This window comes from Mesorhizobium sp. M2A.F.Ca.ET.042.01.1.1, from assembly GCF_003997405.1.
In the GTDB taxonomy this organism is placed as follows: Bacteria; Pseudomonadota; Alphaproteobacteria; order Rhizobiales; family Rhizobiaceae; genus Mesorhizobium.
In genome coordinates this window covers 1-25,452 of record NZ_RZRX01000071.1, presented here as the reverse complement: position 1 = coordinate 25,452, position 25,452 = coordinate 1, and the positions used below count along the sequence as shown (strand labels likewise).

The 25,452-nt window shown below is 64.6% G+C and carries 24 protein-coding genes; 12 read left to right on the top strand and 12 right to left on the bottom strand.

The window, feature by feature from the left end; translation table 11 throughout:
• Positions 1–875, bottom strand: an 875-nt coding sequence (gene cpaB / locus EOA23_RS13335; RefSeq protein WP_127304464.1) for a Flp pilus assembly protein CpaB, incomplete at its 3' end; no start/stop codon positions are given.
• 255 nt (positions 876–1,130) lie between these two features.
• On the opposite strand from cpaB, the gene parE reads away from it, so the two are divergent.
• From parE to EOA23_RS13320, 3 genes are all read left to right on the top strand, one after another.
• A complete protein-coding gene (gene parE, locus EOA23_RS13330) occupies positions 1,131–3,185 on the top strand; it encodes a DNA topoisomerase IV subunit B (RefSeq protein ID WP_042644243.1) in 2,055 nt (684 codons plus the stop codon).
• A gap of 40 nt (positions 3,186–3,225) precedes the next feature.
• The gene (locus EOA23_RS13325; protein ID WP_127304463.1) at positions 3,226–5,307 is read left to right on the top strand and encodes an FUSC family protein; all 2,082 of its coding nucleotides are present in this window, start codon (positions 3,226–3,228) and stop codon (positions 5,305–5,307) included.
• Between the two features lie 81 nt (positions 5,308–5,388).
• Positions 5,389–5,826, top strand: coding sequence for a VOC family protein (locus EOA23_RS13320; protein ID WP_127304462.1), 438 nt, complete (start codon positions 5,389–5,391; stop codon positions 5,824–5,826).
• 13 nt (positions 5,827–5,839) lie between these two features.
• Here EOA23_RS13320 and EOA23_RS13315 read toward each other — a convergent pair whose 3' ends face one another.
• Entirely contained in the window at positions 5,840–6,961 is a 1,122-nt protein-coding gene (locus tag EOA23_RS13315; RefSeq protein WP_127304461.1) for a DUF2336 domain-containing protein, read from the bottom strand.
• A 151-nt stretch (positions 6,962–7,112) separates the two neighbouring features.
• Here EOA23_RS13315 and EOA23_RS13310 point away from each other — a divergent pair, with 151 nt between their 5' ends.
• Together EOA23_RS13310 and EOA23_RS13305 are read left to right on the top strand one after the other, a co-directional pair.
• Positions 7,113–7,565, top strand: coding sequence for a MaoC family dehydratase (locus EOA23_RS13310; protein WP_126060474.1), 453 nt, complete (start codon positions 7,113–7,115; stop codon positions 7,563–7,565).
• Complete coding sequence (locus EOA23_RS13305; RefSeq protein ID WP_127304460.1) at positions 7,565–8,440, top strand: CoA ester lyase; 876 nt, start codon at positions 7,565–7,567, stop codon at positions 8,438–8,440. The genes EOA23_RS13310 and EOA23_RS13305 overlap by 1 nt, the downstream gene beginning before the upstream one ends.
• Before the next feature lie 2 nt (positions 8,441–8,442).
• Here the strand turns inward: EOA23_RS13305 and EOA23_RS13300 are convergent, their stop codons facing one another.
• The gene (locus EOA23_RS13300; RefSeq protein WP_127304459.1) at positions 8,443–9,117 is read right to left on the bottom strand and encodes an isoprenylcysteine carboxylmethyltransferase family protein; all 675 of its coding nucleotides are present in this window, start codon (positions 9,115–9,117) and stop codon (positions 8,443–8,445) included.
• Between the two features lie 140 nt (positions 9,118–9,257).
• Between EOA23_RS13300 and EOA23_RS13295 the strand changes: the two genes are divergently transcribed.
• Positions 9,258–9,986, top strand: coding sequence for a TetR/AcrR family transcriptional regulator (locus EOA23_RS13295; protein ID WP_127304458.1), 729 nt, complete (start codon positions 9,258–9,260; stop codon positions 9,984–9,986).
• Positions 9,987–10,112: 126 nt separating this feature from the next.
• Here EOA23_RS13295 and EOA23_RS13290 read toward each other — a convergent pair whose 3' ends face one another.
• Positions 10,113–10,697, bottom strand: coding sequence for a nitroreductase (locus tag EOA23_RS13290; RefSeq protein ID WP_126060470.1), 585 nt, complete (start codon positions 10,695–10,697; stop codon positions 10,113–10,115).
• 171 nt (positions 10,698–10,868) lie between these two features.
• Between EOA23_RS13290 and EOA23_RS13285 the strand changes: the two genes are divergently transcribed.
• Positions 10,869–11,834, top strand: coding sequence for a hypothetical protein (locus EOA23_RS13285; protein ID WP_127304457.1), 966 nt, complete (start codon positions 10,869–10,871; stop codon positions 11,832–11,834).
• A 13-nt stretch (positions 11,835–11,847) separates the two neighbouring features.
• On the opposite strand, the gene EOA23_RS13280 is transcribed toward EOA23_RS13285, so the two are convergent.
• Together EOA23_RS13280 and thrS are read right to left on the bottom strand one after the other, a co-directional pair.
• Positions 11,848–12,789, bottom strand: coding sequence for a GNAT family N-acetyltransferase (locus tag EOA23_RS13280; protein WP_127304456.1), 942 nt, complete (start codon positions 12,787–12,789; stop codon positions 11,848–11,850).
• Positions 12,790–12,872: 83 nt separating this feature from the next.
• The gene (gene thrS, locus EOA23_RS13275) at positions 12,873–14,849 is read right to left on the bottom strand and encodes a threonine--tRNA ligase (protein ID WP_127304455.1); all 1,977 of its coding nucleotides are present in this window, start codon (positions 14,847–14,849) and stop codon (positions 12,873–12,875) included.
• A 226-nt stretch (positions 14,850–15,075) separates the two neighbouring features.
• Here thrS and EOA23_RS13270 point away from each other — a divergent pair, with 226 nt between their 5' ends.
• The gene (locus EOA23_RS13270) at positions 15,076–15,909 is read left to right on the top strand and encodes an SAM-dependent methyltransferase (RefSeq protein ID WP_126060466.1); all 834 of its coding nucleotides are present in this window, start codon (positions 15,076–15,078) and stop codon (positions 15,907–15,909) included.
• 6 nt (positions 15,910–15,915) lie between these two features.
• Here the strand turns inward: EOA23_RS13270 and blaOXA are convergent, their stop codons facing one another.
• Positions 15,916–16,728 carry a class D beta-lactamase gene (blaOXA, locus tag EOA23_RS13265; protein ID WP_127304454.1) on the bottom strand — a complete coding sequence of 271 codons (813 nt, stop codon included), beginning with the start codon at positions 16,726–16,728 and terminating at the stop codon, positions 15,916–15,918.
• 145 nt (positions 16,729–16,873) lie between these two features.
• Positions 16,874–17,242, bottom strand: a complete 369-nt coding sequence (gene yidD / locus EOA23_RS13260) for a membrane protein insertion efficiency factor YidD (RefSeq protein WP_127304453.1) — start codon at positions 17,240–17,242, stop codon at positions 16,874–16,876.
• Between the two features lie 311 nt (positions 17,243–17,553).
• Between yidD and EOA23_RS13255 the strand changes: the two genes are divergently transcribed.
• Entirely contained in the window at positions 17,554–18,459 is a 906-nt protein-coding gene (locus EOA23_RS13255) for a LysR substrate-binding domain-containing protein (protein ID WP_127304452.1), read from the top strand.
• Positions 18,460–18,467: 8 nt separating this feature from the next.
• Here EOA23_RS13255 and EOA23_RS13250 read toward each other — a convergent pair whose 3' ends face one another.
• The gene (locus tag EOA23_RS13250) at positions 18,468–18,914 is read right to left on the bottom strand and encodes an iron-sulfur cluster assembly scaffold protein (protein WP_126060462.1); all 447 of its coding nucleotides are present in this window, start codon (positions 18,912–18,914) and stop codon (positions 18,468–18,470) included.
• 236 nt (positions 18,915–19,150) lie between these two features.
• Between EOA23_RS13250 and folE the strand changes: the two genes are divergently transcribed.
• The 3 genes from folE to EOA23_RS13235 all read left to right on the top strand — a co-directional run bounded on the left by folE (position 19,151) and on the right by EOA23_RS13235 (position 21,332).
• Entirely contained in the window at positions 19,151–19,783 is a 633-nt protein-coding gene (gene folE, locus EOA23_RS13245; RefSeq protein ID WP_040981569.1) for a GTP cyclohydrolase I FolE, read from the top strand.
• A gap of 40 nt (positions 19,784–19,823) precedes the next feature.
• Positions 19,824–20,282, top strand: coding sequence for a phosphoribosyl-AMP cyclohydrolase (gene hisI / locus EOA23_RS13240; protein WP_127304451.1), 459 nt, complete (start codon positions 19,824–19,826; stop codon positions 20,280–20,282).
• 84 nt (positions 20,283–20,366) lie between these two features.
• Positions 20,367–21,332 (top strand): patatin family protein, encoded by a 966-nt coding sequence (locus EOA23_RS13235; RefSeq protein WP_127304465.1) that lies wholly within the window; start codon positions 20,367–20,369, stop codon positions 21,330–21,332.
• A gap of 12 nt (positions 21,333–21,344) precedes the next feature.
• On the opposite strand, the gene recJ is transcribed toward EOA23_RS13235, so the two are convergent.
• The 3 genes from recJ to EOA23_RS13220 all read right to left on the bottom strand — a co-directional run.
• Positions 21,345–23,129: a single-stranded-DNA-specific exonuclease RecJ gene (recJ, locus tag EOA23_RS13230; protein WP_127304450.1), complete on the bottom strand. Its 1,785-nt coding sequence runs from the start codon at positions 23,127–23,129 to the stop codon at positions 21,345–21,347.
• Positions 23,130–23,267: 138 nt separating this feature from the next.
• Positions 23,268–24,251 carry a class II fructose-bisphosphatase gene (glpX, locus tag EOA23_RS13225; protein ID WP_127304449.1) on the bottom strand — a complete coding sequence of 328 codons (984 nt, stop codon included), beginning with the start codon at positions 24,249–24,251 and terminating at the stop codon, positions 23,268–23,270.
• 185 nt (positions 24,252–24,436) lie between these two features.
• Positions 24,437–25,452, bottom strand: a 1,016-nt coding sequence (locus EOA23_RS13220; protein WP_145966424.1) for a homoserine dehydrogenase, incomplete at its 5' end; no start/stop codon positions are given.

Here is a 25,452-nt window from a genome sequence, read left to right as displayed (position 1 = left end):
TCTCCGCCCTTCTCGCCCCGCGTCACGATCACCGTCCTGAATTTCGGCTCGTCCTGGCCCTTCGTCACCGCATTGACGAGCGAGGCCGCACTTGCCTCGGCGTTTGCGGCAACCGAACCGCCGAAGGAAGAGATCGTCGTAAGGCCGCCTTTGCTGGCACTGGCGTCGGCCGCGGACCGCAACGACAGCGACAAGGTGCCGACGGTGCGGGCGAGCGCCACTTTCTGCGCCCCTTCGTTGGTCACCTCGAGGGTGACTGAATTGGCGACCTGCGGCTCGGTCTTGCGCTCGTCGGCGCCCTGCCCGACCGAAAGCACTTTGGCGTCGGAGACCACAATCTCGGAGGTGACCGTCGAGCCGGCCGCCCCTTGCGCGTTCTTGGATACTTCCTGGATGTCTCCCGCATCGCGCGTCAGGACGACGTCGACCCGATCTCCCGGCGTGACGAAGCCGCCGACACCGGCAATTTCGTCGGTGCGGATGGTGACGGCCCGCATGCCCGGCGACAGCATGTTGGAAAGCGTGGCGCGACCGTTCGGTCCCGACAGTTTGGTGAGCAGCACCGGTTCGTTGACCTCGATCGGCGACAGCACCACGCGGCTGCCGTCGGCAAGCAACTTGTCGATCGTCGGGAAAGCGCCTTGCGGCAGCGAATCCTGCGGCCACGGGATCTCGGCGAGCTGCGGCCGTCCGAGCTCCATTCCATAGCGCAGCGGCGCTTGAGCCACCACGATGGTCTTGAATTCGACCTTGGGCTGCTGCGGAGCTTCGACCGTGACGACCTTGACCTCGGACTGAGCCTTTGCCTGGCTCTTGACCCAAAAATCCGCCGCAAAGATCGAGATCGCGCCGAAGACGGCTGCGATACCGATCATGGTTATGGCCCTGCCCCGCACAACGAAACCCCTGACGCCCGTGGTCTTTTGTTGGTTTGGGCCCCACGCTAGGCGTTAATGTTAAAGAATCAGGAATCCCGTGACCCGCCGATCGCCCTATTTCGGCCGGCTTGGTTATCGAATGGTTTTGGAATAAGAGACAGTTTGATCCCTGAACGGAACAGGAACTCGTTCGCCCGCCAAAAGCGTGGCAGTATCGAGCCGTGATTCGCATTACCGGACGCTAGGCCCAGCATGGACGACAGCAACGATCTCTTCGGCAAGATGGAAAAGCAGGCACAGCCGGTGCGCGCCCCCTCGCGCCCCGCCGATCCGCTGGTGCAGGCCGCGAAGCGCTCGACCGCCGCCCGCGACGGCAGCGAAAGCTACAGCGCCGCCGATATCGAGGTGCTGGAGGGTCTCGAGCCGGTGCGGCGCCGTCCGGGCATGTACATCGGCGGCACCGACGACAAGGCGATGCACCACCTGTTCGCCGAGGTCATCGACAATTCGATGGACGAAGCCGTGGCCGGCCACGCCACCTTCATCGATGTCGAGCTTTCCGCCGACGGCTTCCTGACTGTCACCGACAATGGCCGCGGCATCCCGGTCGATCCGCATCCGAAATTCAAGAAGCCGGCGCTCGAAGTCATCATGACGACGCTGCATTCGGGCGGCAAGTTCGACTCCAAGGTCTATGAGACCTCCGGCGGCCTTCACGGCGTCGGTGTTTCGGTCGTCAACGCGCTGTCCGACCACCTCGAGGTCGAGGTCGCGCGCGGCCGCCAGCTCTACCGCCAGCGTTTTTCCCGCGGCGTCCCGGTCAGCGGCCTCGAGCATCTGGGCGAGGTTCATAACCGCCGCGGCACGAGGACCCGCTTCCACCCCGACGAGCAGATCTTCGGCAAGGGCGCCGCCTTCGAGCCGGCGCGGCTTTATCGCATGGCGCGCTCGAAGGCCTATCTGTTCGGCGGCGTCGAGATCCGCTGGACCTGCGATCCGTCCCTCATCAAGGAGAAGGACCAGACGCCCGCCAAGGCCGAGTTTCATTTCCCCGGCGGCCTGAAGGACTATCTCAAGGCGACGCTGGGCGACGAGTTCCAGGTCACGCGCGAGGTTTTTGCCGGCAAGAGCGACAAGCAGGGTGGCCACGGTTCGCTGGAATGGGCGGTGACCTGGTTCGGCGGCGACGGGTTCCTCAACTCCTACTGCAATACGATTCCAACTCCCGAAGGCGGCACGCATGAGGCCGGCTTCCGCAACGTGCTGGCGCGCGGACTGCGCGCCTATGCCGACCTGATCGGCAACAAGCGCGCCTCGATCATCACCACCGAGGACGTGATGATCTCGGCCGCCGGCATGCTGTCGGTGTTCATCCGCGAGCCGGAATTCGTCGGCCAGACCAAGGACAGGCTGGCGACCATCGAGGCGATGCGCATCGTCGAAAACGCCATCCGCGACCCGTTCGACCATTGGCTTGCCGACAATCCGCAGGAAGCCTCGAAGCTTCTCGAATGGGTCATCGCGCGCGCCGACGAGCGTGTGCGCCGCCGCCAGGAAAAGGAAGTCTCGCGCAAAAGCGCGGTGCGCAAGCTGCGCCTTCCGGGCAAGCTCGCCGATTGCACGCAGAATGCGGCCGCCGGCGCCGAGATCTTCATCGTCGAGGGCGACTCGGCCGGCGGCTCGGCCAAGCAGGCGCGCGACCGCGCCAGCCAGGCGGTGCTGCCGCTGCGCGGCAAGATCCTCAACGTCGCCAGCGCCGGCAACGACAAGCTTGCCGCCAACCAGCAGATCTCCGACCTCATCCAGGCGCTCGGCTGCGGCACGCGCTCGAAGTACCGCGACGAGGACCTGCGCTACGACCGCGTGATCATCATGACCGACGCCGACGTCGACGGCGCGCATATTGCTTCCCTGTTGATCACCTTCTTCTATCAGGAGATGCCGAACCTGATCCGCGGCGGCCATCTCTACATGGCCGTGCCGCCGCTCTATTCGATCCGGCAGGGCGGCAAGGTCGGCTATGCCCGCGACGACGCGCATAAGGACGAATTGCTGCGCACCGAATTCACCGGACGCGGCAAGGTCGAGATCGGCCGCTTCAAGGGCCTGGGCGAGATGATGGCCTCGCAGCTCAAGGAGACCACGATGGATCCGAAGAAGCGCACGCTTCTGCGGGTAGACGTGATCGACGCCGAGCAGGCCACCAAGGATGCCGTCGACGCGCTGATGGGCACCAAGCCCGAAGCGCGTTTCCGCTTCATCCAGGAGCGCGCCGAATTCGCCGAGACCGACGTGCTGGATATCTGATCGCGGAAGGGTCCATAAAGGCTCCTGTACGGAGACGAATGTGACCTGGACGCGTCTGAAAGAGCTTGTCGGGACATCGTTAAGCGGTCTGACGCAGCCGACCCGTTCGGACTGGATCTTTGCCTTGCGCACGGTTTCGGCCGGGCTGATCGCGCTGCTTGCCGCCTACGCGCTGAAGCTCGACCATCCGCAATGGGCGATGATGACGGTGTTCATCGTTGCCCAGCCGGTGGCCGGAATGGTGCTGGCGAAGGGCTTCTACCGGCTGCTCGGCACACTGGCCGGCGGCCTGGCCGCGATCGGCATAACATCCCTGTCCGGCGCCAATCCCTGGCTGCTGATCACAGTCCTGGCGCTCTGGGTCGGCATCTGCACGCTCGTATCCTCGCTGTTGCGCAACCCGGAGGCCTATGGCGCGGCGCTTGCCGGCTACACGGCGATGATCATCAGCCTGCCGGCGCTCGGCCAACCGATCGTCGTTGTCGATCTCGCCATCGCGCGCTGCGCCGAGATCGTGCTCGGCATCCTATGCGCCGGCGTCACCAGCCGGCTGATCCTGCCGAAGCTCGCGGCCGACGCCATCATTTCCAGGCTGAAGCGCAGCATCCTCGACCTCGCCGAATATGCCGGCGGCGCCTTTTCCGACGGCGATCCGGCAAGCCTTGCCGCGCTCCAGCGCAAGCTGATCACCGACGCCCAGACGCTCGCTGAAATGCGCACCTATGCGCGCCTGGAAGCGCCGAGCTTCGCCCCCCGCGCCCACCCGGTGCGGCGCACCATCGGTCAGCTTCTGTGGGCGCTGTCGGCGGCGCGCACGCTGCACAGCCACCGCGCGCCAAAGAATGCGGCGCTCATCCCGATGCGACGCGACTTGAAAGCCTTTGTCGGCGAGCTGGCGGCGACACCCGGCGCGCTCGACGACACGGGCCCTTGGGTGGCGCGGCTCGACGCGATCGCGGGCAAGGCCAGAGAGGTGCCGGCCCTTCCCGACGATGCCGGTGCAAACGATGCCGCCGAGGACAAGGTGGGCACCATCACTCGCCTCACCATTGCCGGTGATTTTGCCGAAGCGCTGAAACAGGTGTTGGACGGCCTCGATGCGCTTCGCTCGCCAGTCTCCCGGAAATCGAATGAGCGAAGCCAGCCGGCGCTGGTCGTCCACCGCGACTATCAGGCCGCGTGGCGCAACGCCGTGCGCGCCGCGCTCGCGACGCTGCTCGTCGCCGTCTTCTGGTTGACGACCAAATGGTCGGAAGCGGCCGGCACCGTCATCCTCGTCGCGGTGGTCTCCAGCCTGTTCGCGACGCGTCCCGATCCCGTGCAGTCGGCCTGGGGTTTCTTCACCGGCACGCTGATCGCGCTGCCTTTTGCCTTTCTGGTCGGCCAGGTCGCGCTGCCGGCGCTGCCGGGCTTCGGCTGGTTCATGCTCTTCGTCGTGCCGATCCTGGTGCCTGCGGCGCTCGGCATGGCCAATCCACGCCATGTCGGCGTCGCCACCGCTTTCGCCATCAACTTCCTCGCCTTCCTCAGCCCGCATCAGCAGATGATCTATGATCCCGGGCCGTTCTTCGCGGGCTCGGCCTCGATCCTGGTCGGCATTCTGATCGCCATCGGCGTCTTCATCGTCGTGCTGCCTGCCGACCCTTGGGTCACCGTGGAGCGTATCTCGCAGGCGATGCGCGAGGATCTGGCGCGGCTTTGCCTGCATGAGCGGATACCTCGGCGTTCGGCTTTCGAAAGCCTCGCCTATGACCGGATCAACCAGTTGATGCCGCAGGTGCAGCGAACGGGCCGCAGGGGCGACCCCATTCTTGGCGGCAGCATCGCCGCCGTCACCGTTGGATTGGAGGTGCTGCGGCTGCGCCATGCGCAACTGGACTCCGCCGTGCCGCGCGAGACAGTCGAATCCATCGGCAATTTCCTGCGCGGCCTGGCGCGCGAATTGTTGTTCCGGCGGCCGGGCGAGCCGCAGACCGCGACCCTCGCGGTGGCAAGGCAATATGCGGCCAGCATTGGCGAACGCAGCGATCGGCTGGAAATGCTGCGGATCGCCGCCTCGCTGCGCATCATTGCCGCGGCGATGGAGGACTATCCGGATTTCTTTGCAAAGGGTCGTGCCTGAACAAATAGGGACATGTCGCGTTTCAGGTCGGACCGGATCCGAAAGGTCCCTTATCAGACTGGTCGATACTTAGGTGGACAGATGGCGCTCAAACGAATGGACAACATCGGTATCGTCGTCGAGGACCTCGATGCGACGGTTGATTTCTTTCGCGAGCTCGGCCTTGAACTCGAAGGGCGTGCCACGATCGAAGGGGAATGGGCCGGACGTGTCACCGGACTGGGCGACCAGCATGTCGAGATCGCCATGATGCGAACGCCGGACGGCCACAGCCGGCTGGAACTGTCCCGCTTCCTCAGGCCATCGACCGTGGCGGACCACCGCAATGCCCCAGTGAACGCCCTGGGCTATCTCCGCGTCATGTTCGCCGTGGACGACATTGACGACACGCTGGAGGGGCTCCGCAAGCACGGTGCCGAGCTCGTTGGCGAGGTGGTCCGCTACAAGGACGTTTATCGGCTCTGCTACATCCGTGGGCCTGAAGGGCTTCTTGTCGGACTTGCCCAGGAGCTCAGTTGAGACCCGATAAGCGCTAGGCCGCGGCAATCGCCAGCGCGTGCCCGCGCGCGTTTTCGCGCAGCGCGTCGAGATGAATCGACTTCACCAGTCCGGCAAGATCGCCCTCGGCCGATTGGCCGCCGAGTTCCTTCAGCATCAGCCAGCTCACTTCCTGCACGCCGGCGACACGCCGGCCATTGGCGACCTCGCGCCAGACTTTCAGCGCGCGCAGGATGATGCCATGCGTCGCCGGCGCAAGTCCGGCGCTGCGGAACAGCGCCTGCAGCGCCACGTCGTGCCCGCCGGCCAGAAGCGCCGTCACCCGCTGCTCGGACTGTCGGGCCAAAGCCACCATAGTCGAGCCGAAGAAGTCGACCTTGCCATGCGCGATGGTGCGGATGATGAAGCTGGCGGTGAGGTCGCCGCGCAGCCTTAGATGCTCGATCAGCGCGGCATGCTCTTCCATGCGGGTTCCCTCGATCAGCGTCACCGAGGCCTTCACGCAGGCATCGCGCATGACGCGATCGGCGCGCGCCGCGCCCATCATCGCCAGGACCAGCGGCGATCCTTTCAAGGTCTCGCCGAGCTTGACCAGCAGCATATGGCGGCAGTCGGCCGGCAGGCGCCGATCGGCGATCAGCGCCTCGCGCACCAACGGCACGTGGCCATGCCGCTCGGCCATGCGGCGGAAGCTGAGCGAAGCAATCTCGGCGCCGCTGTTGCCGACCAGAGCCGCGCAGGCTTCCGGTTCGCCGATCTCGGCGATTGCCGCCGCCAGCGACATCGAGACGACCGGGCGGTTGGCGATCAGCGTCTGCGTCGCTTTCTGGCCGCAGGCGACACGCTCGACCAGATCGGCATCGGTAAGCAGCGGCGAACGCGCCAGCACCAGCGCCGCCACTTCCGGCTGATCGGCGGCCAGCGCGCTGATCACCTGCGGCGGCGCGTGATGGCTCATCGACAGCGCCTCGGCGAGCGCCAGGCGCACCTTGGCGGAGGCGTCGTCCAGAAGCAGCGTCAGCGCCGCCTCGGCGGCGCAGCGATCCTCGAACGGCAGATCGGAATTGATATAGGCTCGCGCCAGCGCGCTCGCGGCGGCGGCACGCTCGGAAACCCTTGCCGTATCAATCCATTTTAGAAAGTGCGAAACAACCATGCCGACCAGCTACGCCCTTGCCGGAATGTCCCCGGCCCCGTTGTGAACGGTAGGCTGGAAATGGTTTACGAACGGTTCACCATATTTCTTAACCGGCTTGATGGAGACGCAGCCAACGCCTATCAAGCGGTGAAATTGCAGGAGATGGATCATGGCCGGGCTTTATCTGGAAGAGTTTGTCGTCGGCCATGTCTTCCATCATACGCTGCGCAAGACCGTGACCGAGAGCGACAACATGCTGTTTTCAGTCATGACGCTCAACCCGCAGCCTTTGCACATCGATTTCGACTTCGCCGCGAAAACCGAATGGGGCAAGCCGCTGGTAAACTCGCTGTTCACGCTCGGCCTCATGATCGGCATTTCGGTGAACGACATCACCGTCGGCACAACGGTCGCCAATCTCGGCATGAAGGAAACGGTGTTCCCGCACCCCGTCTTCCATGGCGACACCATCCGGGTCGAGACGACGGTCGTCTCCGTGCGCGAGTCCAAGTCGAAGCCCGATCGCGGCATCGTCGAGTTCGAGCACCGGGCCTATAATCAGAACGACGTTCTTGTCGCCAAATGCACTAGGCAGGCGATGATGCTGAAGAAGGCGGCCTGATGCGCTCGTTGCTGTTCGTGCCCGGCGATTCCGAGCGCAAGCTGGAAAAGGGATTCGAGGCCGGCGCCGACGTGGTCATCGTCGATCTCGAGGACTCCGTCGCCGCCGCGAACAAGGTTGCGGCGCGCGCGACCGCGGCCGGCTTCATCTCGAACCAAAGGCGCCGGACGGGTCCCGCCGTCTATGTGCGGGTCAACGACCTATCCACCGGACTCACCGACGACGACCTCGCAGCCCTCGTGCCGGCAAAGCCCGACGGCATCATGCTGCCCAAGTCGAACAGCGGGCAGGATGTCCAGCAGCTCGCGGCGAAGCTTCGGGTGCATGAGGCCGAAAACGGACTGCCGGATGGCGCCATGAGAATCCTGCCGATCATCACCGAGACCGCGTCTGGCGTGCTTGCGGCGGCAAGCTATGCCGGGGCAAGCGCGCGGCTCGCCGGCTTCACTTGGGGCGCGGAGGACTTGTCTGCCGCGATCGGCGCGCGGGCGGCCCGCGACGAGGACGGCCGCTATACCGACGTGTTCCGCCTCGCCCGCAGCATGACCATTCTGGCGGCGGGAGCGGCCGAAGTTGCTGCTATCGATACCGTCTTTCCCGATTTCCGCGACATGGCCAGCTTCGAGAAGGAATGCCGCGAAGCCGAGCGCGACGGCTTCGCCGGCAAGATGGCGATCCATCCGACGCAGGTGCCGGTCATCAACGCAGCCTTCACGCCCTCCGCCGAAGCGGTCGAGCGGTCGCAGGCGATCGTCGACGCCTTCGCGGCGGCGGGAAACCCGGGCGTCGTCGGCATCGACGGCAAGATGTATGACCGGCCGCATCTGCGCCTGGCTGAGCGTTTGCTGGCCCGCGCCAAGGCGTCGGGCACCTGAGATTACCAGACCATCGGGATCAGCTTGTAGCGGACGCGCGCGGCGTACTCGTCGTATCCCCGCAGGCCGGTCCGCAAAGTCTTTTCCTCGATGAAGGTGCGGATGGCGAGCAGGACGATGAAGACGAGCACCAATGCCAGCCCCCACCAGGAGCCGAGCACCAGCGCCGTTCCGGCGAAATAGACTATGGCGCCCGCATACATGGGGTGGCGTACATAACCGTATGGACCGGTGGTGATCACCTTCTGCCCACGCTCGTCCTGGATCTTCACGACAGGCGCCGCGAAACTGTTTTCCAGCATCGTGAGATAGCAGATCCAGATACCGACGAGCAGGACCAGCATCCCGATCGCCTGCACCCAAGCGGGAGCTGCCGACCAGCCAAAACGGAAGTCGAGCCCCATCAGGGCCAGCCATGCGAAGATACCGACCAGCAATATGCTCAGCACTATCTTGTCGGCGGCTGTCTGGGTCTTCTGGATCGGAGGGCGAAGGCGTTCGTTCATCAGGCCGGGATCGCGCCGGGCGAGCGCCACGCCCATGGTGAGGCTCAGTCCGACCATCACGACTATGTACACCCAGGCACCCCACCAGTGTAGCGTTCCTGCGGACACGAACATCAGCGTGCCCATCACACCGAACCACACGAATGTCTGGACAACCAATCTCGAGATCATGACCAACCTTCCATGACGTGCCGCCCGCCGCGATTTGGCCGATATCGACCGGTGGTCTATTATACCGACCGTCGGTCTATAACTCAAGGCACCCACGGCGCTCTGGACGAGAACGGCCGCCGCATGCACAAGGTTTCGCCATGCCTCGCATCATCAAGCATCCCGAAATCAGGCGCGAAGAACTGTTGGACCATGCCCAGGCCCTGTTCCTGACGCATGGCTACGACAAAGCGAGCCTCAACGACGTCATCGCGGCCGCCGGCGTCTCAAAGGGCGCCTTCTATCACTACTTCGCCTCCAAGGAGGCGCTGCTGGAGGCATTGGCCGAGCGTTTCGCCAGGCATGCGCTGGCCGGTGTCCAGAAGATTGTCGACGATCCGGAACTCGATCCGCTTGGACGCCTCAACGCGCTCCTCGCGCAGTCGCGCCAGGCCAAGGTCGAGACCGCGGCGGAAGCCTGGGCGCTGTTCGAGACAATGTTCCGGCCGGAAAACCTGGTGCTGTTCCACCGCATCAATCTGGCGGCGAGCAAGTCCTTCTCGCCGATCCTGGTGGAGATCATCCGCCAGGGCGTCGACGACGGAACATTCCGGACTTTCGATCCCGAAGGCGTTGCCGACATCGTCATGCAGTTCGGCCTGGCCACGCACGACGTGATCGCCAAGGCGTTCGCCGGCGGCAGCGATGCCGACATGGACATCGCGATCGAGGCCCTGGAAAGGCGTGTCAGGCTCTACGAGATCGCGCTTGACCGCATCCTGGGCCTGTCGGACGGCAGCATCCGGATCGGTGAGCCCGGCTACGTGCGCGCTGTCATGACAGCGCGCCGTGCCCATCCTGCCCTCGGCGGGCGCATCGAAGGAGCGTGAACTGTCCCACACTCCTTCGCGGCGTCCCTAAAGCATGTCTCCCGAAAGTGGGAACCGGTTTCGGGATAAAGACATGCGTAAAAGCGACGGAGCGAATCTGAAAGATCGCGACGCGCTTTAGGCCGCTCACCCCGCCCAGGGACCGGCGTAATCGGCATAGAGCTTGGCTGGATCGGGCCGCGGCCGCTCCGGCGCCGGCCCCTGATAGGAACCGATATGGACGAAGCCGATAACGCGCTCCTGCGGCGAGAGCCCGAGGATCGCCCTGCCCTCCGGCACATCGGAGTACCAGTTGCTGATCATGTTGGTGCCGTAGCCCAGCGCGTTCGCCGCGATCATCAGGTTCATGGCTGCCATGCCGCCGGACAGGAACATCTCCCATTGCGGGATCTTCGGGTTCTCCCTCGGCACCGACACGACGCCGATCACCAGCGGCGCACGAGAGAAGCGCGCCAGTTCCTGGTTGCGCCTGCCCTCCGGCAACGGCCCCTCGCGCTGCTCGGCAAGTGCTGCCAGCTTCTTGCCGATCTCGACGCGCGCCTCGCCGCGGTAGAGGATGAAGCGCCAGGGCTCGAGCCGGCCATGGTCGGGAACGCGCGAGGCAGCCGCGATCATCGTCGCGATCTCGGCATCGCTCGGCGCCGGCTCCTTGAGGTCCGGGATCGGCGCGGAATTGCGGGTGAGCAGGAAGTCGATGATCGGCGACGCCATGGGCGCAAGTCTCCTCAGCATTCTATAGTGTTCAATTTTGAGCTGAAGCACGCCATCGGGATGTCGGGCGGCTCGGGCGGTGGCGTTTTGCGCCACATAAAGAGCCGTCGGCGCAAGGCCTCGAACTCTTAAGCCTTGAAATTGCCACCGCCTTGGGCTTCAACGCAAGGCATGTTTGAGGGGATCCTGCGCCTTTTCGTGATCGCGCTCGTCGCTGCGTTGTTCGCGGTGCCGGTTTCTTTCGCGCTGGCCCAGAACGCCAACGATGTCGGCGACCTCAAGCTTCCAGGCATTTCGAGCTACGCGACGCCGAAGACAGGAGCACCGCTGGCGCTCGGCAACGGCGGCGCCATTACGCTCTCGGCGCAACTGACCGACAAGGGCGCCGACATCACCCGGGGCATTGTCTGGCGGGTGTTCAAGCCGCAGCCGTCCAGCGACGGCAAGCTCCCGATGGTGGCGTCCGCCCATGGCGGCACGGCCGTGTTCCAGCTCGACCCCGGCAGCTATCTCGTCCACGCCTCCTATGGGCGCGCCGGCGCCACCAAGCGCATCAGTGTCGGCAAGGAGGCCAGGCACGAAAGCCTGGTGCTCGACGCCGGCGGCCTCAAGCTCGACGCGGTGACATCGGGCGGCGCCCCAATCCAGTCGAAGAAACTGCGCTTCTCGATCTATGAAGACCATCCCGCCGCCAATGGCGACCGCGCGCTGATCGCCCCCGACGTGGCGCCGAACACCGTGGTGCGGCTGAACGCCGGCACCTATCACGTCGTCTCCACCTATGGCGCGGTCAACGCCGTGATCCGCTCCGATATCCGCGTCGAGGCCGGCAAGCTGACCGAGGCAACCGTCGAGCACCGGGCGGCTGAGATGACGATGAAGCTGGTGCGCGAGCCCGGCGGCGAAGCCATCGCCGACACGTCCTGGTCGTTGCTCAACGAGAGCGGCGATCCGATCAAGGAAGCGGTCGGGGCCTTCGCCTCGATGGTGCTGGCCGAGGGTCAGTACACCATCATCGCCAAGAACCGCGACCGCATCTACCAGAAGGATTTCACGGTGGTCGCCGGCCAGAACCAGGAAATCGAGGTCGTTGCCAACGAGTCCTCGGCCATCGATCCCGAAGAAGGCGCGGACTGATACATCTGAGCTGTCAGGCCGCCTTGCGCATCCGCTTTTGCAGGAACGGCACGCGGCTGCGTTGCGCGGAGGGAGCAGCCAGGTCGAAGACCGAGCGATAGAGTCGATCGAGCAGCGCCTTGCGGTCGCGCAGCGGCTCGAGGTCGCTCCATCTCAGCACATCGCCGATGCGCACCTCGATGGCCTTGCCCGACAAACGGGCGAACTCGCGGATCAGCAAGGAAGTGCGCAGCGTCAGCGATGCCTTGCCGATGAACTTCGCCACGCGGTTGTCGCGCTCGGCCATGTTCATCGGGCCGCTGACGAGATGGAACAGGCGGCCGTTCTGGCCGGAAAAATGCATCGGGATGACCGAGGCCTTGGCGTCCTGGACGAGCTTGGCCGGGAACATCTTCCACGGCAGGTCGATGGCGCGGCCGAAACCCTTCGGCGCCGTGGCGACGCCGCCGGCCGGGAAGACGACGATGGTGACGCCTTCCTTCAGCAGGCGCACCGCTTCATGGCGCACCGCCATATTGTTCTTCAGCGCTTCCTTCGTTTCGGAAAAATCGATGGGCAGCGAATAGGGCTCCATCTCGCGGATCCTGAGCAGATCCTTGTGGATCATGACCCGGAAAGGCCGGCCGAGCTGCTCGACCAGCGACAGCACCGCAATGCCGTCGCCGATGCCGAAGGGATGGTTGGCTACGATGACCAGCGGTGTGTCCGGCAGCGCCGGCGGCGGCCATTGCACGGCGTTGCGGACCTTGACGTCGATCAGTTCCAGCATACGGCTGAACACGCGATCGTCGGTCGGCACCACCTGACGGCGCCAGAAATCGTAAAGCACGGCAAAACGGTCGCGGCCGGACAGGCCCTCGACCGAATGGATGAACCAGCGCGTCAGCACCGGCTGATGCGGGTTGGCATAGGAGAGCTCGGGAAAACGTCTTTCCCGCGGTTTCAACTTGAGCATGGCGGCTCGTTACAGGGCTGGCGTGACAGGCATATGAAAATGGCGGTGGACCGGCCACCGCCATTTTAGAAAGTGTAGGTATGTCAGGCCGCCGCGCGACGCTTGCGATCCGGCGAGACCGCCTCGTCGGCGAGAGCCTTCACCGCGTCCTCGAGCTTCAGCGATTCCTGGTCGCGGGAGCCCAGCCGGCGGACATTGACGGTCTCTTCTTCCGCCTCGCGCTTGCCGCAGACGAGGATGACCGGCACCTTGGCGAGCGAATGCTCGCGCACCTTGTAGTTGATCTTCTCGTTGCGCAGGTCGGCTTCGGCGAGCAGCCCCGCGGCCTTCAACCGGTCGACGACCTTCAAGGCGTATTCGTCCGCATCCGAGGTGATCGTCGCCACCACCACCTGCAGCGGCGCGAACCACAGCGGGAAATGGCCGGAATAGTTCTCGATCAGGATGCCGAGGAACCGCTCCATCGAGCCGCAGACGGCGCGATGCACCATCACTGGCTGCTTCTTCTCCGAATCCGAGCCGATATAGAAGGCGCCGAAGCGTTCCGGCAGGTTGAAGTCGACCTGCGTGGTGCCGCACTGCCATTCGCGACCGATGGCGTCCTTCAGCACATATTCGAATTTCGGCCCGTAGAAGGCGCCCTCGCCCGGATTGATCGAGGTCTTGATGCGGTTGCCGGAGCGCGTGCGGATCGTCTCCAGCACATTGCTCATGATCGCCTCGGCATGGTCCCAGGCCTCGTCGGTGCCGACGCGCTTGTCCGGCCGCGTCGACAGCTTCACGCTGACCTCGTCGAAGCCGAAATCGGCATAGGTCGACAGGATCAGGTCGTTGATGCGCAGGCACTCGGCGGCCAGCTGCTCCTCCGTGCAGAAGATATGCGCGTCGTCCTGCGTGAAGCCGCGCACGCGCATCAGCCCGTGCAGCGCGCCGGACGGCTCGTAGCGATGCACATTGCCGAATTCCGCAAGTTTCACGGGCAGTTCCCGGTAGGACTTCAACCCATGCTTGAAGATCTGCACATGTCCCGGACAGTTCATCGGCTTCAGCGCGAAGACGCGGTCGTCATCGGTATCGTCGCCGGCGACGGTCACCTTGAACATCGCGTCGCGATACCAGCCCCAATGTCCCGACGTCTCCCACAGGCTCTTGTCCAAAACCTGCGGCGCGTTGACTTCCTGATAGCCGTGCTCGTCGAGGCGCCGGCGCATGTAGTTGATCAGGTTCTGCACCATCTTCCAGCCCTTGGCGTGCCAGAAGACGACGCCAGGCCCTTCTTCCTGGAAATGGAACAGGTCCATCTCGCGGCCGAGCTTGCGGTGATCGCGCTTCTCGGCCTCTTCCAGCAGCGTCTGGTAGGCGTCGAGCTGCGCCTGGTCGGCCCAGGCGGTGCCGTAGATGCGCGTCAGCATCGGGTTGTTGGAATCGCCGCGCCAATAGGCGCCGGCGACCTTCATCAGCTTGAAGGCGTTGCCGATCTGCCCGGTCGAAGCCATGTGCGGACCGCGGCAGAGGTCGAACCAGTCGCCCTGCGCGTAGATCTTGAGGTCCTGGTCCTTAGGTATGGCGTCGATCAGCTCGAGCTTGTAGCGCTCGCCCTTCTCGGCGAAAACCTTCTTCGCCTTTTCGCGCGACCACACCTCCTTGGTGAACGGCTTGTTGCGCTGGATGATCTCGCGCATCTTCTTCTCGATCACCGGAAAATCGTCCGGCGTGAACGGCTCGTTCCTCGCGAAGTCGTAGTAGAACCCGTTCTCGATCACCGGCCCGATCGTCACCTGCGTTCCCGGCCATAGCTCCTGCACGGCCTCGGCCAGCACATGCGCCGCATCGTGGCGGATGAGCTCCAGCGCGCGCGGATCCTCGCGGGTGATGATCTCGACCTTGCCGGACGAGCCGAGCGGATCGGAAAGATCGCGCACGGTGCCGTCGAGGCTGTAGGCGACAGCCTTCTTGACCAGCGACTTTGAGATCGACTCGGCAAGGCCAGCGCCGGTCAGCGCCGCGTCGTAGTCGCGGACGGAACCATCGGGAAATGTCAGGGAAACGGAATTCGGCATCAGAATTCTCCTATCCAGTCCCGCAAACGAGCGCGGGTGGTGAAATGCATGTCGCAGGATGCGTTGCTGCATGCAGAGGGTTAGCCGGAGGCGTCCGGCAGCGGCGCGGTTTTAGAGGCAGTGCCGCGTCAGGTAAAGAGCGGCCCGTCAGGAAATGTCGCCAGTAGTGTCGCAGGCGCTTCGCGCGGGCTTGTGAACAGAGCGCGGCGCAGCTTGTATACGAACTATGGAAGACGCATCCCCAAGCCGAACCGCCCTGCGCGTCGCGCGCTTGCGGGCCCTTCATCAATTCTCACCGCAAGCGGCGCTGTTTCGCGATCCCTACGCGCTCCCGATTCTGGGCGAGGCCGCGCCGAACGCCGGGGAACTCTCTCAGGAAGACGAGCATGGGCGCCGCATGCGCCTGTTCGTTGCCTCACGCGCCCGCCTCGCCGAGGACTGGCTAGCGGCGGCGGTGCGACGCGGCGTCGCCCAAGTCGTGGTGCTTGGCGCCGGCCTCGACACTTTTGCGCTGCGCAATCCATATCCCGACCTCGCGGTCTTCGAGGTCGATCACCCGGCGACACAGGCTTGGAAGCGCCAACGCATCGCCGAAGCCGGTCTTGCCGAGCCGGCCGGCGCCGCCTTCGTGCCGGTCAATTTCGAACGCCAGAGTCTGGCAGGCGAATTGGCGGCGGCAGGTCTGAAAACGAACGAGCCGAGCTTCTTCATCTGGCTGGGCGTCGTGCCCTACCTGACGCGCGAAGCGATTTTTGCCACGCTTGGCTACATTGCCGGTCTCCCCGGCTCGGAGGTCGTCTTCGACTACAGCGAGCCGGCCGAGGATCGTGACGCGGCGGGCCGGGCGACGCTTGCCTTCTACGCGGCGCGCGTCGCGGCGGTCGGCGAGCCCTGGATCAGCTTCTTCGTTCCCGATGAATTGGCAAAGGCCCTCGCCGATCTTGGCTTCGACGACATCGAAGACCTCGACAACGGCGATATTGCCGCGCGCTTTGCCAGGTCCCCTAGCACCAAAAGCAATTCCGGCGGACACATCCTGCGCGCCCGCCGCAGCGTCTGAGAGAGGCTACTTCACCAGTTGCGGCAAATCCTTCAGGAACGCCGCGCGCGTCGCGAGACCTTTCGGCTCGTCGGTACGCTTGGTGTCGAGAACCAGCCTTGCAAAGACGATGCGGCGGCCGTCCTTCTCGGCCCAGCCAACGAACCACCCAAGCGAGCGCCTGCCGCCTTGGCCAAGCCTGGTGCTGCCGGTCTTGCCCTGCACCGTCCAGTCTCCTGCCGCGAAGGTCGGCAGGATTGCCTTGGTCATTTCATGCGCCTTCGCCGAAACCGGCATCTTGCCGGCGAGCAGTTGGCGCAGGAACGCCGTCTGCTCGACCGGCGATATTTCCAGCGAGGAATTGATCCAGGATTGCGTCAGTCCGTTGTCCTTGCCGGCATCGCCCGAGACGTCCTTGTTGCCATAGCCGAATTTCGACACGTAGCCGGCGAACTTCTCGGCGCCGAGCCGCCGCGTGATCTCGCGCGAATACCAGACGATGGAATCGCGTTCCCAGATCGTCGGATCGACGGCCTTCTGGTCCCGCTTCGCCGCCTTGAATTCCGGCCTGTAGTCCCAGCTCGGCGTGTGCGCGTCGCTTAAGATGCCTGCGTCATAGCCGATCAGCGCCAGGGGCACCTTGAACGTCGAGGCCGGGCTGACGCGCTGGTCGCAGACGCCGTCCTGGTAAAGCGTGGCGCCGCTTTGCGCATCCTGGATCAGCGTGCAGCGGATGTCGTCGAGCGGCGCCGATTGCGCCCGCACCGGCAAGCCGAGCATCCAGGCCAGAAGGAAAAGGACGATGGCAAAAATGAAGGGATAGCGGTCCATCTGGTGCATGGCGAAGTCACTCCGGTATGAGATTGCGGGAGCGGCTTAGCGACGCGACTTGTCTCGATTTTGTCTCAAATTGGCAATGTTTGTGCAGCTTCGCGTTAACCCTACCGGACCGTTAAAATCCGGGTCGCGCGTGACGGCGAAGCAATCAGATTTCGGTTTCGCTGCGCCTTTTGCCGATCCGCCAGTAGCGCCAGGGCATGAACCAGACATAGCGCGCCGCAAGCACCTCCGGCACACGGTCGATGCCGTGCGTTCCGAACGGCCCGCAGCGTGAGATTCTGAACAGCCCCATCCAGCCGCCGGCCCACAGGCCATGGCGGGCGATCGCCTCATGCGCGTATTCGGAGCAGGTCGGCAGGTGCCGGCAGCTGTTGCCGACAAAGCCTGAAAGCGTCAGCTGATAAAGGCGCACGAGTGACGTGCCGAGGATGCGCCCAGGCGTCTTGCGCCATGGCCCCGGCCAATTGCGTCCCTGCTGGATCGGCCGGTGCGTATGTCCGTGATGGTCGCCCATCGCTCCGCAGCCTGTTTCACTGCGCGATAGATGTGGGCTTCGGCGCTGAAACGCAATGCCCTTAACCCCTGGAGCGCCGGACGGGATGGCTGCCGGTCCATGGGCGATGGTGGGAAGGAAGATCGCGGCGGCCATGGCGGCTGTCCCGCACGACCCCACCACGCCATTGGAAGGTCGCTATCCGTACCACGTCGCTGAAAATGGCCAGGAACTCGTTCATGGCAGGTCTCCTTTGACACGGATTAGACTGCCGCTGGCCTTCCTCCTCAAACGAGTATAATTTCCGTCTCGGATAACTTGAGGTTATGCGAATGAAGCGGGGCCGCCTGCCGCTGACGGCATTGAGAAGCTTCGAGACGGCCGGCCGGCATTTGAGCTTCAGCCGGGCGGCAGAGGAGCTTTATGTCTCACAGGCCGCGATCAGCCGGCAGATACGCGAGCTCGAGACCTTTCTGGGAAGACCGCTGTTCCTGCGCCTCTATCGCCGCGTCGAACTGACGGATGCGGGACATCGGCTGCTCGGCCGATTGGTGAGAAGCTTCGACGATATCGACCGCGTGCTTTCCGAGCTCACGGCCTCGCCAGCGCAAGCCGTCGTGCGCGTCAGCGTCGAACCGTCGCTCGCCGCGGTGTGGCTGGTGCCACGGCTCAATCGCTTTCGCCAACTTCGACCCGATATCGACGTTTCCCTCGAAGTTGATCCACGGCCGATCGAGTTCCGCAGCGATCAGCCCGAGCTCGCCTTGCGTTTCAGCGCGCACGCCACGTCATGGCCGCGCAGCGAGGCCGAGCGCCTGGCCTCGACCGTCGATTCACCGGTCCTGTCGCCGGCGCTGCTTGCCGCCGGCCCTCCCCTGGAAAAGCCGATCGACCTTCGCCATTACACGCTGCTGCATGAGGAAAACCGCCAGGGCTGGGCGCGCTGGTTCCAGGCGGCCGGCGTGCCCGCCGAGGCGATCCCCGCGCGCGGCCCGATGCTGACCGACGTCTCGCTTTCCAAACAGGCCGCGTTGCTCGGCCATGGCGTGGCGCTCGGCGATCTCCTGCAGGTCGGCGAGGAACTCGCTTCGGGGACTTTGATCAAGCCGTTCGATATCGATGTCGCTTCCGGCGCCTACTGGCTGGTGGCCAGAAGTTTGAAGAACCTGCCGGAGCCGGCCAGGGCGTTCGCCGACTGGATCCGAAGCGAATTCGCTGTAACCAGGAGAACGGCCTAGCCTTGTCCTTAGGCCGCCTGTCCGGCGCGTTTCTTCTCGATCTGGCCGATCGCGTCGACCACCGCGTCGAAGGTCAGCATGGTGGAGGCGTGACGCGCCTTGTAGTCGCGCACCGGTTCCAGATATTTGAGGTCCGCGAAGCGTCCTTCCGGCGGCGCGCCGTTTTCCTTCAGCATCCTCAGCATGGTTTCGCGGACCGCGCGCAATTCGCCGGCCTTGGCGCCGACCACATGCTGGGCCATGATCGAGGACGAGGCTTGGCCGAGCGCGCAGGCCTTCACGTCATGGGCGAAATCGGTGACCACATCGCCGTCCATCTTGAGGTCGACGGTCACGGTCGAGCCGCACAATTTGGAATGCGCCCTGGCGGTCGCGTCGGGATGATCGAGCCGGCCGATACGCCCGATATTTCCGGCGAAGCCGAGAATTTTCGCATTGTAGACGTCGTCGATCATATTTTTCCAATCCGTCGCCGCCCAGCGAACAGGGTTTGCCGCTCTCGCGTCTTCCTTTCGCTCCGCTCCAACCATATATAATGGTGGCAGTCGGGCATCGACAAGGCGGCTGGAAGCTGCCTTCGTTGCCCCGCTGTTCACGCCGCTTGCGGGATGGAAATGGGCGATTTTCACCCAAAAGGTCATGGTCCGTTCAACTCGTCCCACCTTTGAGTGGGACTACGGGAGACGCCTTTATGGATGCCGTCATCAAGAAAATCATGCCCCCTTCACAATATTTGGACAAGCCCGTCACCGACCGGCCGAGCGAAGCCGAGGTCGAAGCCGCCGTGCGCACATTGCTGCGCTGGACCGGCGACAATCCGGACCGCGAAGGCCTGGTCGATACGCCGAAGCGTGTCACCAAAGCCTTCCGCGAGATGTTCAACGGCTACGACATGTGCCCGGCCGACGAGCTTGGCCGCACTTTCGAGGAGGTTGCCGGCTATGACGACCTCGTCATCGTCAAGGACATAAAGTTCCATTCGCATTGCGAGCACCACATGGTGCCGATCATCGGCAAGGCGCATGTCGGCTATCTGCCGGACGGCAAGGTCGTCGGCCTGTCGAAGATCGCGCGCGTGGTCGACATCTTCGCCCATCGCCTGCAGACGCAGGAAGCGATGACCGCGCAGATCGCCGGCGTCATCCAGGACGTGCTCAACCCGCGCGGCGTCGCCGTCATGCTCGAGGCCGAGCATATGTGCATGGCCATGCGCGGCATCCGCAAGCAGGGCTCGACCACGCTGACCTCGACCTTCACCGGCGTCTTCAAGGATACGCCCGAGGAGCAGGTCCGCTTCGTAACCATGGTGCGCGCAGGCGGCTGATTTGCCGGCCGTCGCCGGCCAAAACACGTAAGGACCGGCGATGTCGGCAGTCGAATTTCCAAAAGCTCCCTCAAGCAAGAAAGCGCTGGAGGAAGGCTCCGTCTTTTCTCCGCGCTTCGACGCCGCGGGCCTCGTCACCGTCGTCGTCACCGATGCCGGTGACGGCGTGCTGTTGATGGTCGCGCATATGAATGCCGAGGCGCTGGCGCTTACGCTGGAAACCGGCATTGCCCACTACTGGTCGCGCTCGCGCAATGCGCTGTGGAAGAAGGGCCAGACCTCGGGCAATTTCCAGCAGGTCGTGGAGATGCGCACGGATTGTGACCAGGACGCGATATGGTTGCGCGTGAAAGTGTTGGGCCACGACGCAACCTGCCACACCGGACGGCGTTCTTGTTTTTATCGGACGGTGGGGCTGGATGACGGCAAAGCGACGCTTGCCGGCGACGGCAGCAGGCCGCTGTTCGATGCGGAAGAAACGTATCGGAAGCCGGTGTGAACCATTCAATATTCACAAACCACTCAAATTCACTATTCTCAAATATCCTTGCGGTAGAAGGGACATGGGACAAGGGAGATCATGATGCTCGAATGGGCGTCATTGCGCAGCAAACCTGACGTTCGTGAGGCCAACGGCCCCGCATCGTCCGGCGGCGTGCCCGATCCGAAACCAGGCAGGAAAGCGGGCATCTCGCTGGCGCTTGGCGGCGGCTGTGCCCGTGGTTGGGCCCATATCGGCGTGCTGCGCGCGCTTGACGAGGCCGGCATCGAAGTATCGATGATCGCCGGCACTTCGGTTGGCGCCTTGGTCGGCGGCTGCTACCTGGCCGGCAAGCTGGACGAGTTGGAGGAATTCGCCAGGAGCCTGACCAAGCGGCGTATCTTCGGCCTGCTTGATCTAAATCTGCGCGGCAGCGGCCTGTTCGGCGGCATGAAGCTCGACCAGCGCCTGCGCGAGCATCTCGACGGCGCCCGCTTCGACGATCTGTCGAAGCCGTTCGTCGCCGTTGCTTCCGAAATCCGCACCGGCCATGAGATCTGGCTGTCGAGCGGCTCGCTCGTCACCGCCATGCGGGCTTCTTATGCGCTGCCCGGCGTCTTCGAGCCGGTGCCCTGCAACGGCCGCATGCTGGTCGACGGCGCGCTGGTCAATCCGGTGCCGGTCTCGGTCTGCCGCGCCTACGAGCAGCCGCTCGTCGTGGCGGTCAACCTGCACTACGACCTTTTCGGGCGCGCCGCCGTCATCAAGCACAGCGCCGGTGAGCTGGTCGTCGAGAAAGACGCACCGCGCCCCGGCCAGGTCAATCCCCAGTCGCACCAGACGCGGCTCGGCATCACCGGTGTCATGGTCGAAGCCTTCAACATCATCCAGGACCGGATTTCGCGCGCCAGGCTCGCCGGCGATCCGCCCGACATGTCGCTGCAGCCGAAGCTCAGCCATATCGGTCTGACGGAATTCCACCGCGCCGACGAGGCGATCAGCCTCGGTTATCAGGCGACGATGTCCCAGATCAGCGAACTGACCCGGCTGCAGTCCGTTCTGGTCTGAATTCCCCGATTGCTACGCGAGAGCTGCGTCACTGATGCGAAACTGCACCGTGCGGTTGCCGTTCCAGTAATTGCCCGACAGCGAACCGGCGATATGCACGGTCCTGCCCCTGTTCTTGAACAGGAATTCGCCGAGCGCAGTGTCGACGGCGCGAAAGGCGATCGCTTGGATGTTGCCGCCGCTTTGCGACTGCAGGTCGACGCGAATGTGATTGGTGCCGATCGCGCGCGCGTCGGTCAGCCGGTGGCGCGGCAGCACGAAGACCGGCGCGATGTGCCCGGCGCCGAACGGGCCGGCTTTCTCCAGCGCGTCGAGCAGCGCGATCGTGGCGCCCTCGGCGGCCAGGGCGCCGTCGATCGCCAGGCTTTCCTCATTCTGCAGCCGAAAGACATCGGCCGCGGCGCGCTCCTCGAAGAAAGCGCGCAACGCGCCGAGCTTGGCACGCTCGACGGTGATGCCGGCCGCCATCGCATGGCCGCCGCCCTTGAGGATCAGCCCGGCAGCCGCCGCCTCGCGCACCAGCCGGCCAAGGTCGAAGCCGGTCATCGAACGGCCAGAGCCCGTGCCGATGCCGGTCGAATTGAAGGCGATGGCGAAGGCCGGCCTGCGCGCATAATCCTTGAGCCGCGAGGCGATCAGACCGACGATGCCCGGATGCCAGCTGTTGCTGGCCGTGACGATGACGGCGGGACCGTTGCCGCCGGCAAGCTCGGCATCAGCCTCGGTGCGCGCCTGCGCCAGCATCTCCTGCTCCATCTGCTGCCGTTCCTGGTTCAGCCGGTCGAGTGTCTCGGCGATGCTTGCCGCTTCGACGGGATCGTCGGTGGCCAAAAGCCGGCTGCCGAGCGCCGCGTCGCCGATGCGGCCGCCGGCATTGATCCGAGGCCCGATCAGGAAGGACAGATGGAAGGTGTTGATCGGCTCGCCGATGCGCGAGGCCCGCGCCAGCGCCGCCAGCCCCTCATTCTTCTGCTGGCGCAACACCTGCAGCCCCTTGACGACGAAGGCGCGGTTGACGCCGGTCAGCGGCACCACGTCGCACACCGTCGCCAGCGCCACCAGATCGAGCATTGAAAGCAGATCGACGGGCGCGGCATCCGGCAGCCTTTTGCGCAGCAGCTTTGCCGTCTGAACCAGGCAAAGGAAGACGACGCCGGCGGCGCACAGATGCCCCTGCCCCGACAAATCGTCCTCGCGATTGGGATTGACCACGGCCGCCGCCGGCGGCAGCGGGCCGCCGACCTGGTGGTGATCGAGCACCACCACGTCGGCGCCGGCTTCCCTGGCCGCCTCGATCGAGGTCGCGCTGTTGGTGCCGCAATCGACGGTGACGATCAGCTTCGCGCCGCGCGAGATCAGTTCCCGCATCGCTTCGGGGTTGGGCCCGTAGCCTTCGAAGATGCGGTCCGGGATATAGATTTCCGACGGCACCGAAAAATGCGTGAGGAAGCGTTTCAGGAGCGCCGACGAGGCGGCGCCGTCCACGTCATAGTCGCCGAAGATCGCCACTTTCTCGCGGGCGACGATCGCATCGGCGAGCCGCGCCGCCGCTTTCTCCATGTCCGTCAGCGATGCCGGGTTCGGCAGAAGCTCGCGAATGGTCGGGTCGAGGAAGCGCTCGGCCTGCTCCGCGCTGACGCCGCGCCCGGCAAGCACCCGCGCGACGATATCGGGCACGCCGTGGCCCTGCGCGATCGCCAAGGCGGCCATGTCCTGCCGCTCGGTCAGCCGGTGTTGCCAGGAAACACCGGTCGCCGACTGCCTGACATCGAGGAAGAACCGTTTCTCGCCCGTCATGCGACGCGCCGTCTGCACATCATCTTGGGCAGATATCAATATGCGACGGCGGGAGCAATTCGGCGCAGGCGAGCAATCCGGGGAAAAGTGTGGAAGGTTTTTCCCCGGGACGCCGCGGTGGCGCTCAAATGGGCGAAATCAGAACTTTTCCAGGTCCTGGTGGCGCGCCTTGATCTCGCGGACCGTGCGCGAGGACGAGCGCAGCACGATGGTATGCGTGGTGATGAAGGTGCGGCCAAACTTCACCCCGTCGAGCAGATTGCCGTCGGTGACGCCGGTCGCCGCGAACAGCACGTCGCCGCGCGCCATGTCCTGGGCGCGATAGACCCGCTTCGGGTCGGAAATGCCCATCTTCTCAGCCCGCGCCACCTTTTCCGGCGTGTCGAGGATCAGCCGGCCCAGCATCTGCCCGCCGGTGCAGCGAAGCGCCGCCGCCGCCAGCACGCCTTCCGGCGCGCCGCCCGTGCCGAGATAGATGTCGATGCCGGTCTCGCCCGGATCGGTGGTGTGGATGACGCCCGCGACATCGCCGTCGCCGATCAGCCGTATCGCCGCGCCCGTGGCGCGCACGGCGTCGATCAGCTTGGCGTGACGCGGCCGGTCGAGGATGCAGGTGGTGATGTCGGAAACCGCCACGCCCTTGGCCTTGGCCAGATTGGCGAGGTTCTCGGCCGGCGAGGCGTCGATGTCGATCAGGCCTTCCGGATAGCCGGGGCCGATAGCGATCTTGTCCATATAGACGTCGGGCGCAAACAGCAGGCTGCCCTTTTCCGCGATGGCGATGACCGCAAGCGCATTGGGCAGGTTCTTGGCGCAGATCGTGGTGCCTTCCAGCGGATCGAGCGCGATGTCGACCGCCGGGCCGTTGCCAGTGCCGACCTCCTCGCCGATATAGAGCATCGGCGCCTCGTCGCGCTCGCCCTCGCCGATCACCACCGTGCCCTTGATGGCGAGGCGATTGAGCTCCTGACGCATCGCATCGACCGCCACCTGGTCGGCTGCCTTCTCATCCCCGCGCCCGCGCAGCCTGGCGGCCGCGACGGCGGCCCGCTCGGTGACGCGCACCACTTCCATGGTGAGGATCCGGTCGAGGCCGGCAGCGATGTTCTGGGCGATGTTCATGGATGGGCATTCCTCGTTGTCTGTTAGCGTCGAGCAATCCCAGAACGGTTGAGCACCGGAATTGCTCCGCCTCCCGCCAGAGGCGGGCTTCTTCTGGCAAAGCTCCATGACAACGGCAAGACTTAGCCGGTCATTTTTCGAAATGACAGCAAAATCAATCGATTGAAGACGGAATCGGACCTGGCTTATTCCGCCCGCTCGATGCGGATCACTTGCGGTTTGTCGGTCAGATGGCCGTCCTTGGTGATGCCTTCGACCGCCTTGCGCACCGCGGCTTCCGTCGTCTCGTGGGTGACGAGGATGACGGTTTTCTGCGCCTGTGTTTCCGTGCCGGCAGCCTGCTGGACGATTGATTCCAGCGAGATGTCGTTGTCGGCCATGCGCTTTGCGATGGCCGCGAAGACGCCGGTGCGGTCATGCACGGTCAGCCGGATGAAGTAGCCGCCGGCATGGCTGCGCATGCGCGCCTTCTTGTAAGGCTTCAGTTCCTTCGCCGGCCAGCCGAACACCGGAGCGTGCTGGAACCCGGGCCGGCTCTTGGCGATGTCGGCGATGTCGCCGATCACCGCCGAGGCGGTGGCATTGCCGCCGGCGCCAGGGCCGGAAAGCAGGAGCTCGCCCAGAATGTCGGTCTCGATCGCCACGGCATTGGTGACGCCATGCACCTGCGCGATGACCGAAGCCGTCGGCACCATCGTCGGGTGCACCCGCTGCTCGATGCCGCTGTCGGTGCGCTGCGCGACGCCGAGCAGCTTGATGCGGTAGCCGAGATCGGCCGCCGCGCGGATGTCGGCCTGGCTGATGTTGGAGATGCCTTCCATATAGATGTCGTTGGCGGCGATCTTCGTGCCGAAGGCAAGGCTGGTCAGGATCGACAGCTTGTGCGCCGTGTCGTGGCCTTCGATGTCGAAGGTCGGATCGGCCTCGGCATAACCCAGCCGCTGCGCGTCCTTCAGGCAGGCATCGAACGAGATGCCCTCGGCTTCCATGCGGGTCAGGATGTAATTGCAGGTGCCGTTGAGGATGCCGAAGACACGCGTCACCGCGTTGCCGGCCATTGCCTCGCGCATCGTCTTGATGACAGGGATGCCGCCGGCCACCGCCGCCTCGTAATTGAGCAGAACGCCCTTCTTCTCGGCGATCTCGGCAAGCGCCACGCCATGCTTGGCCAGCAGCGCCTTGTTGGCGGTCACGACATGCC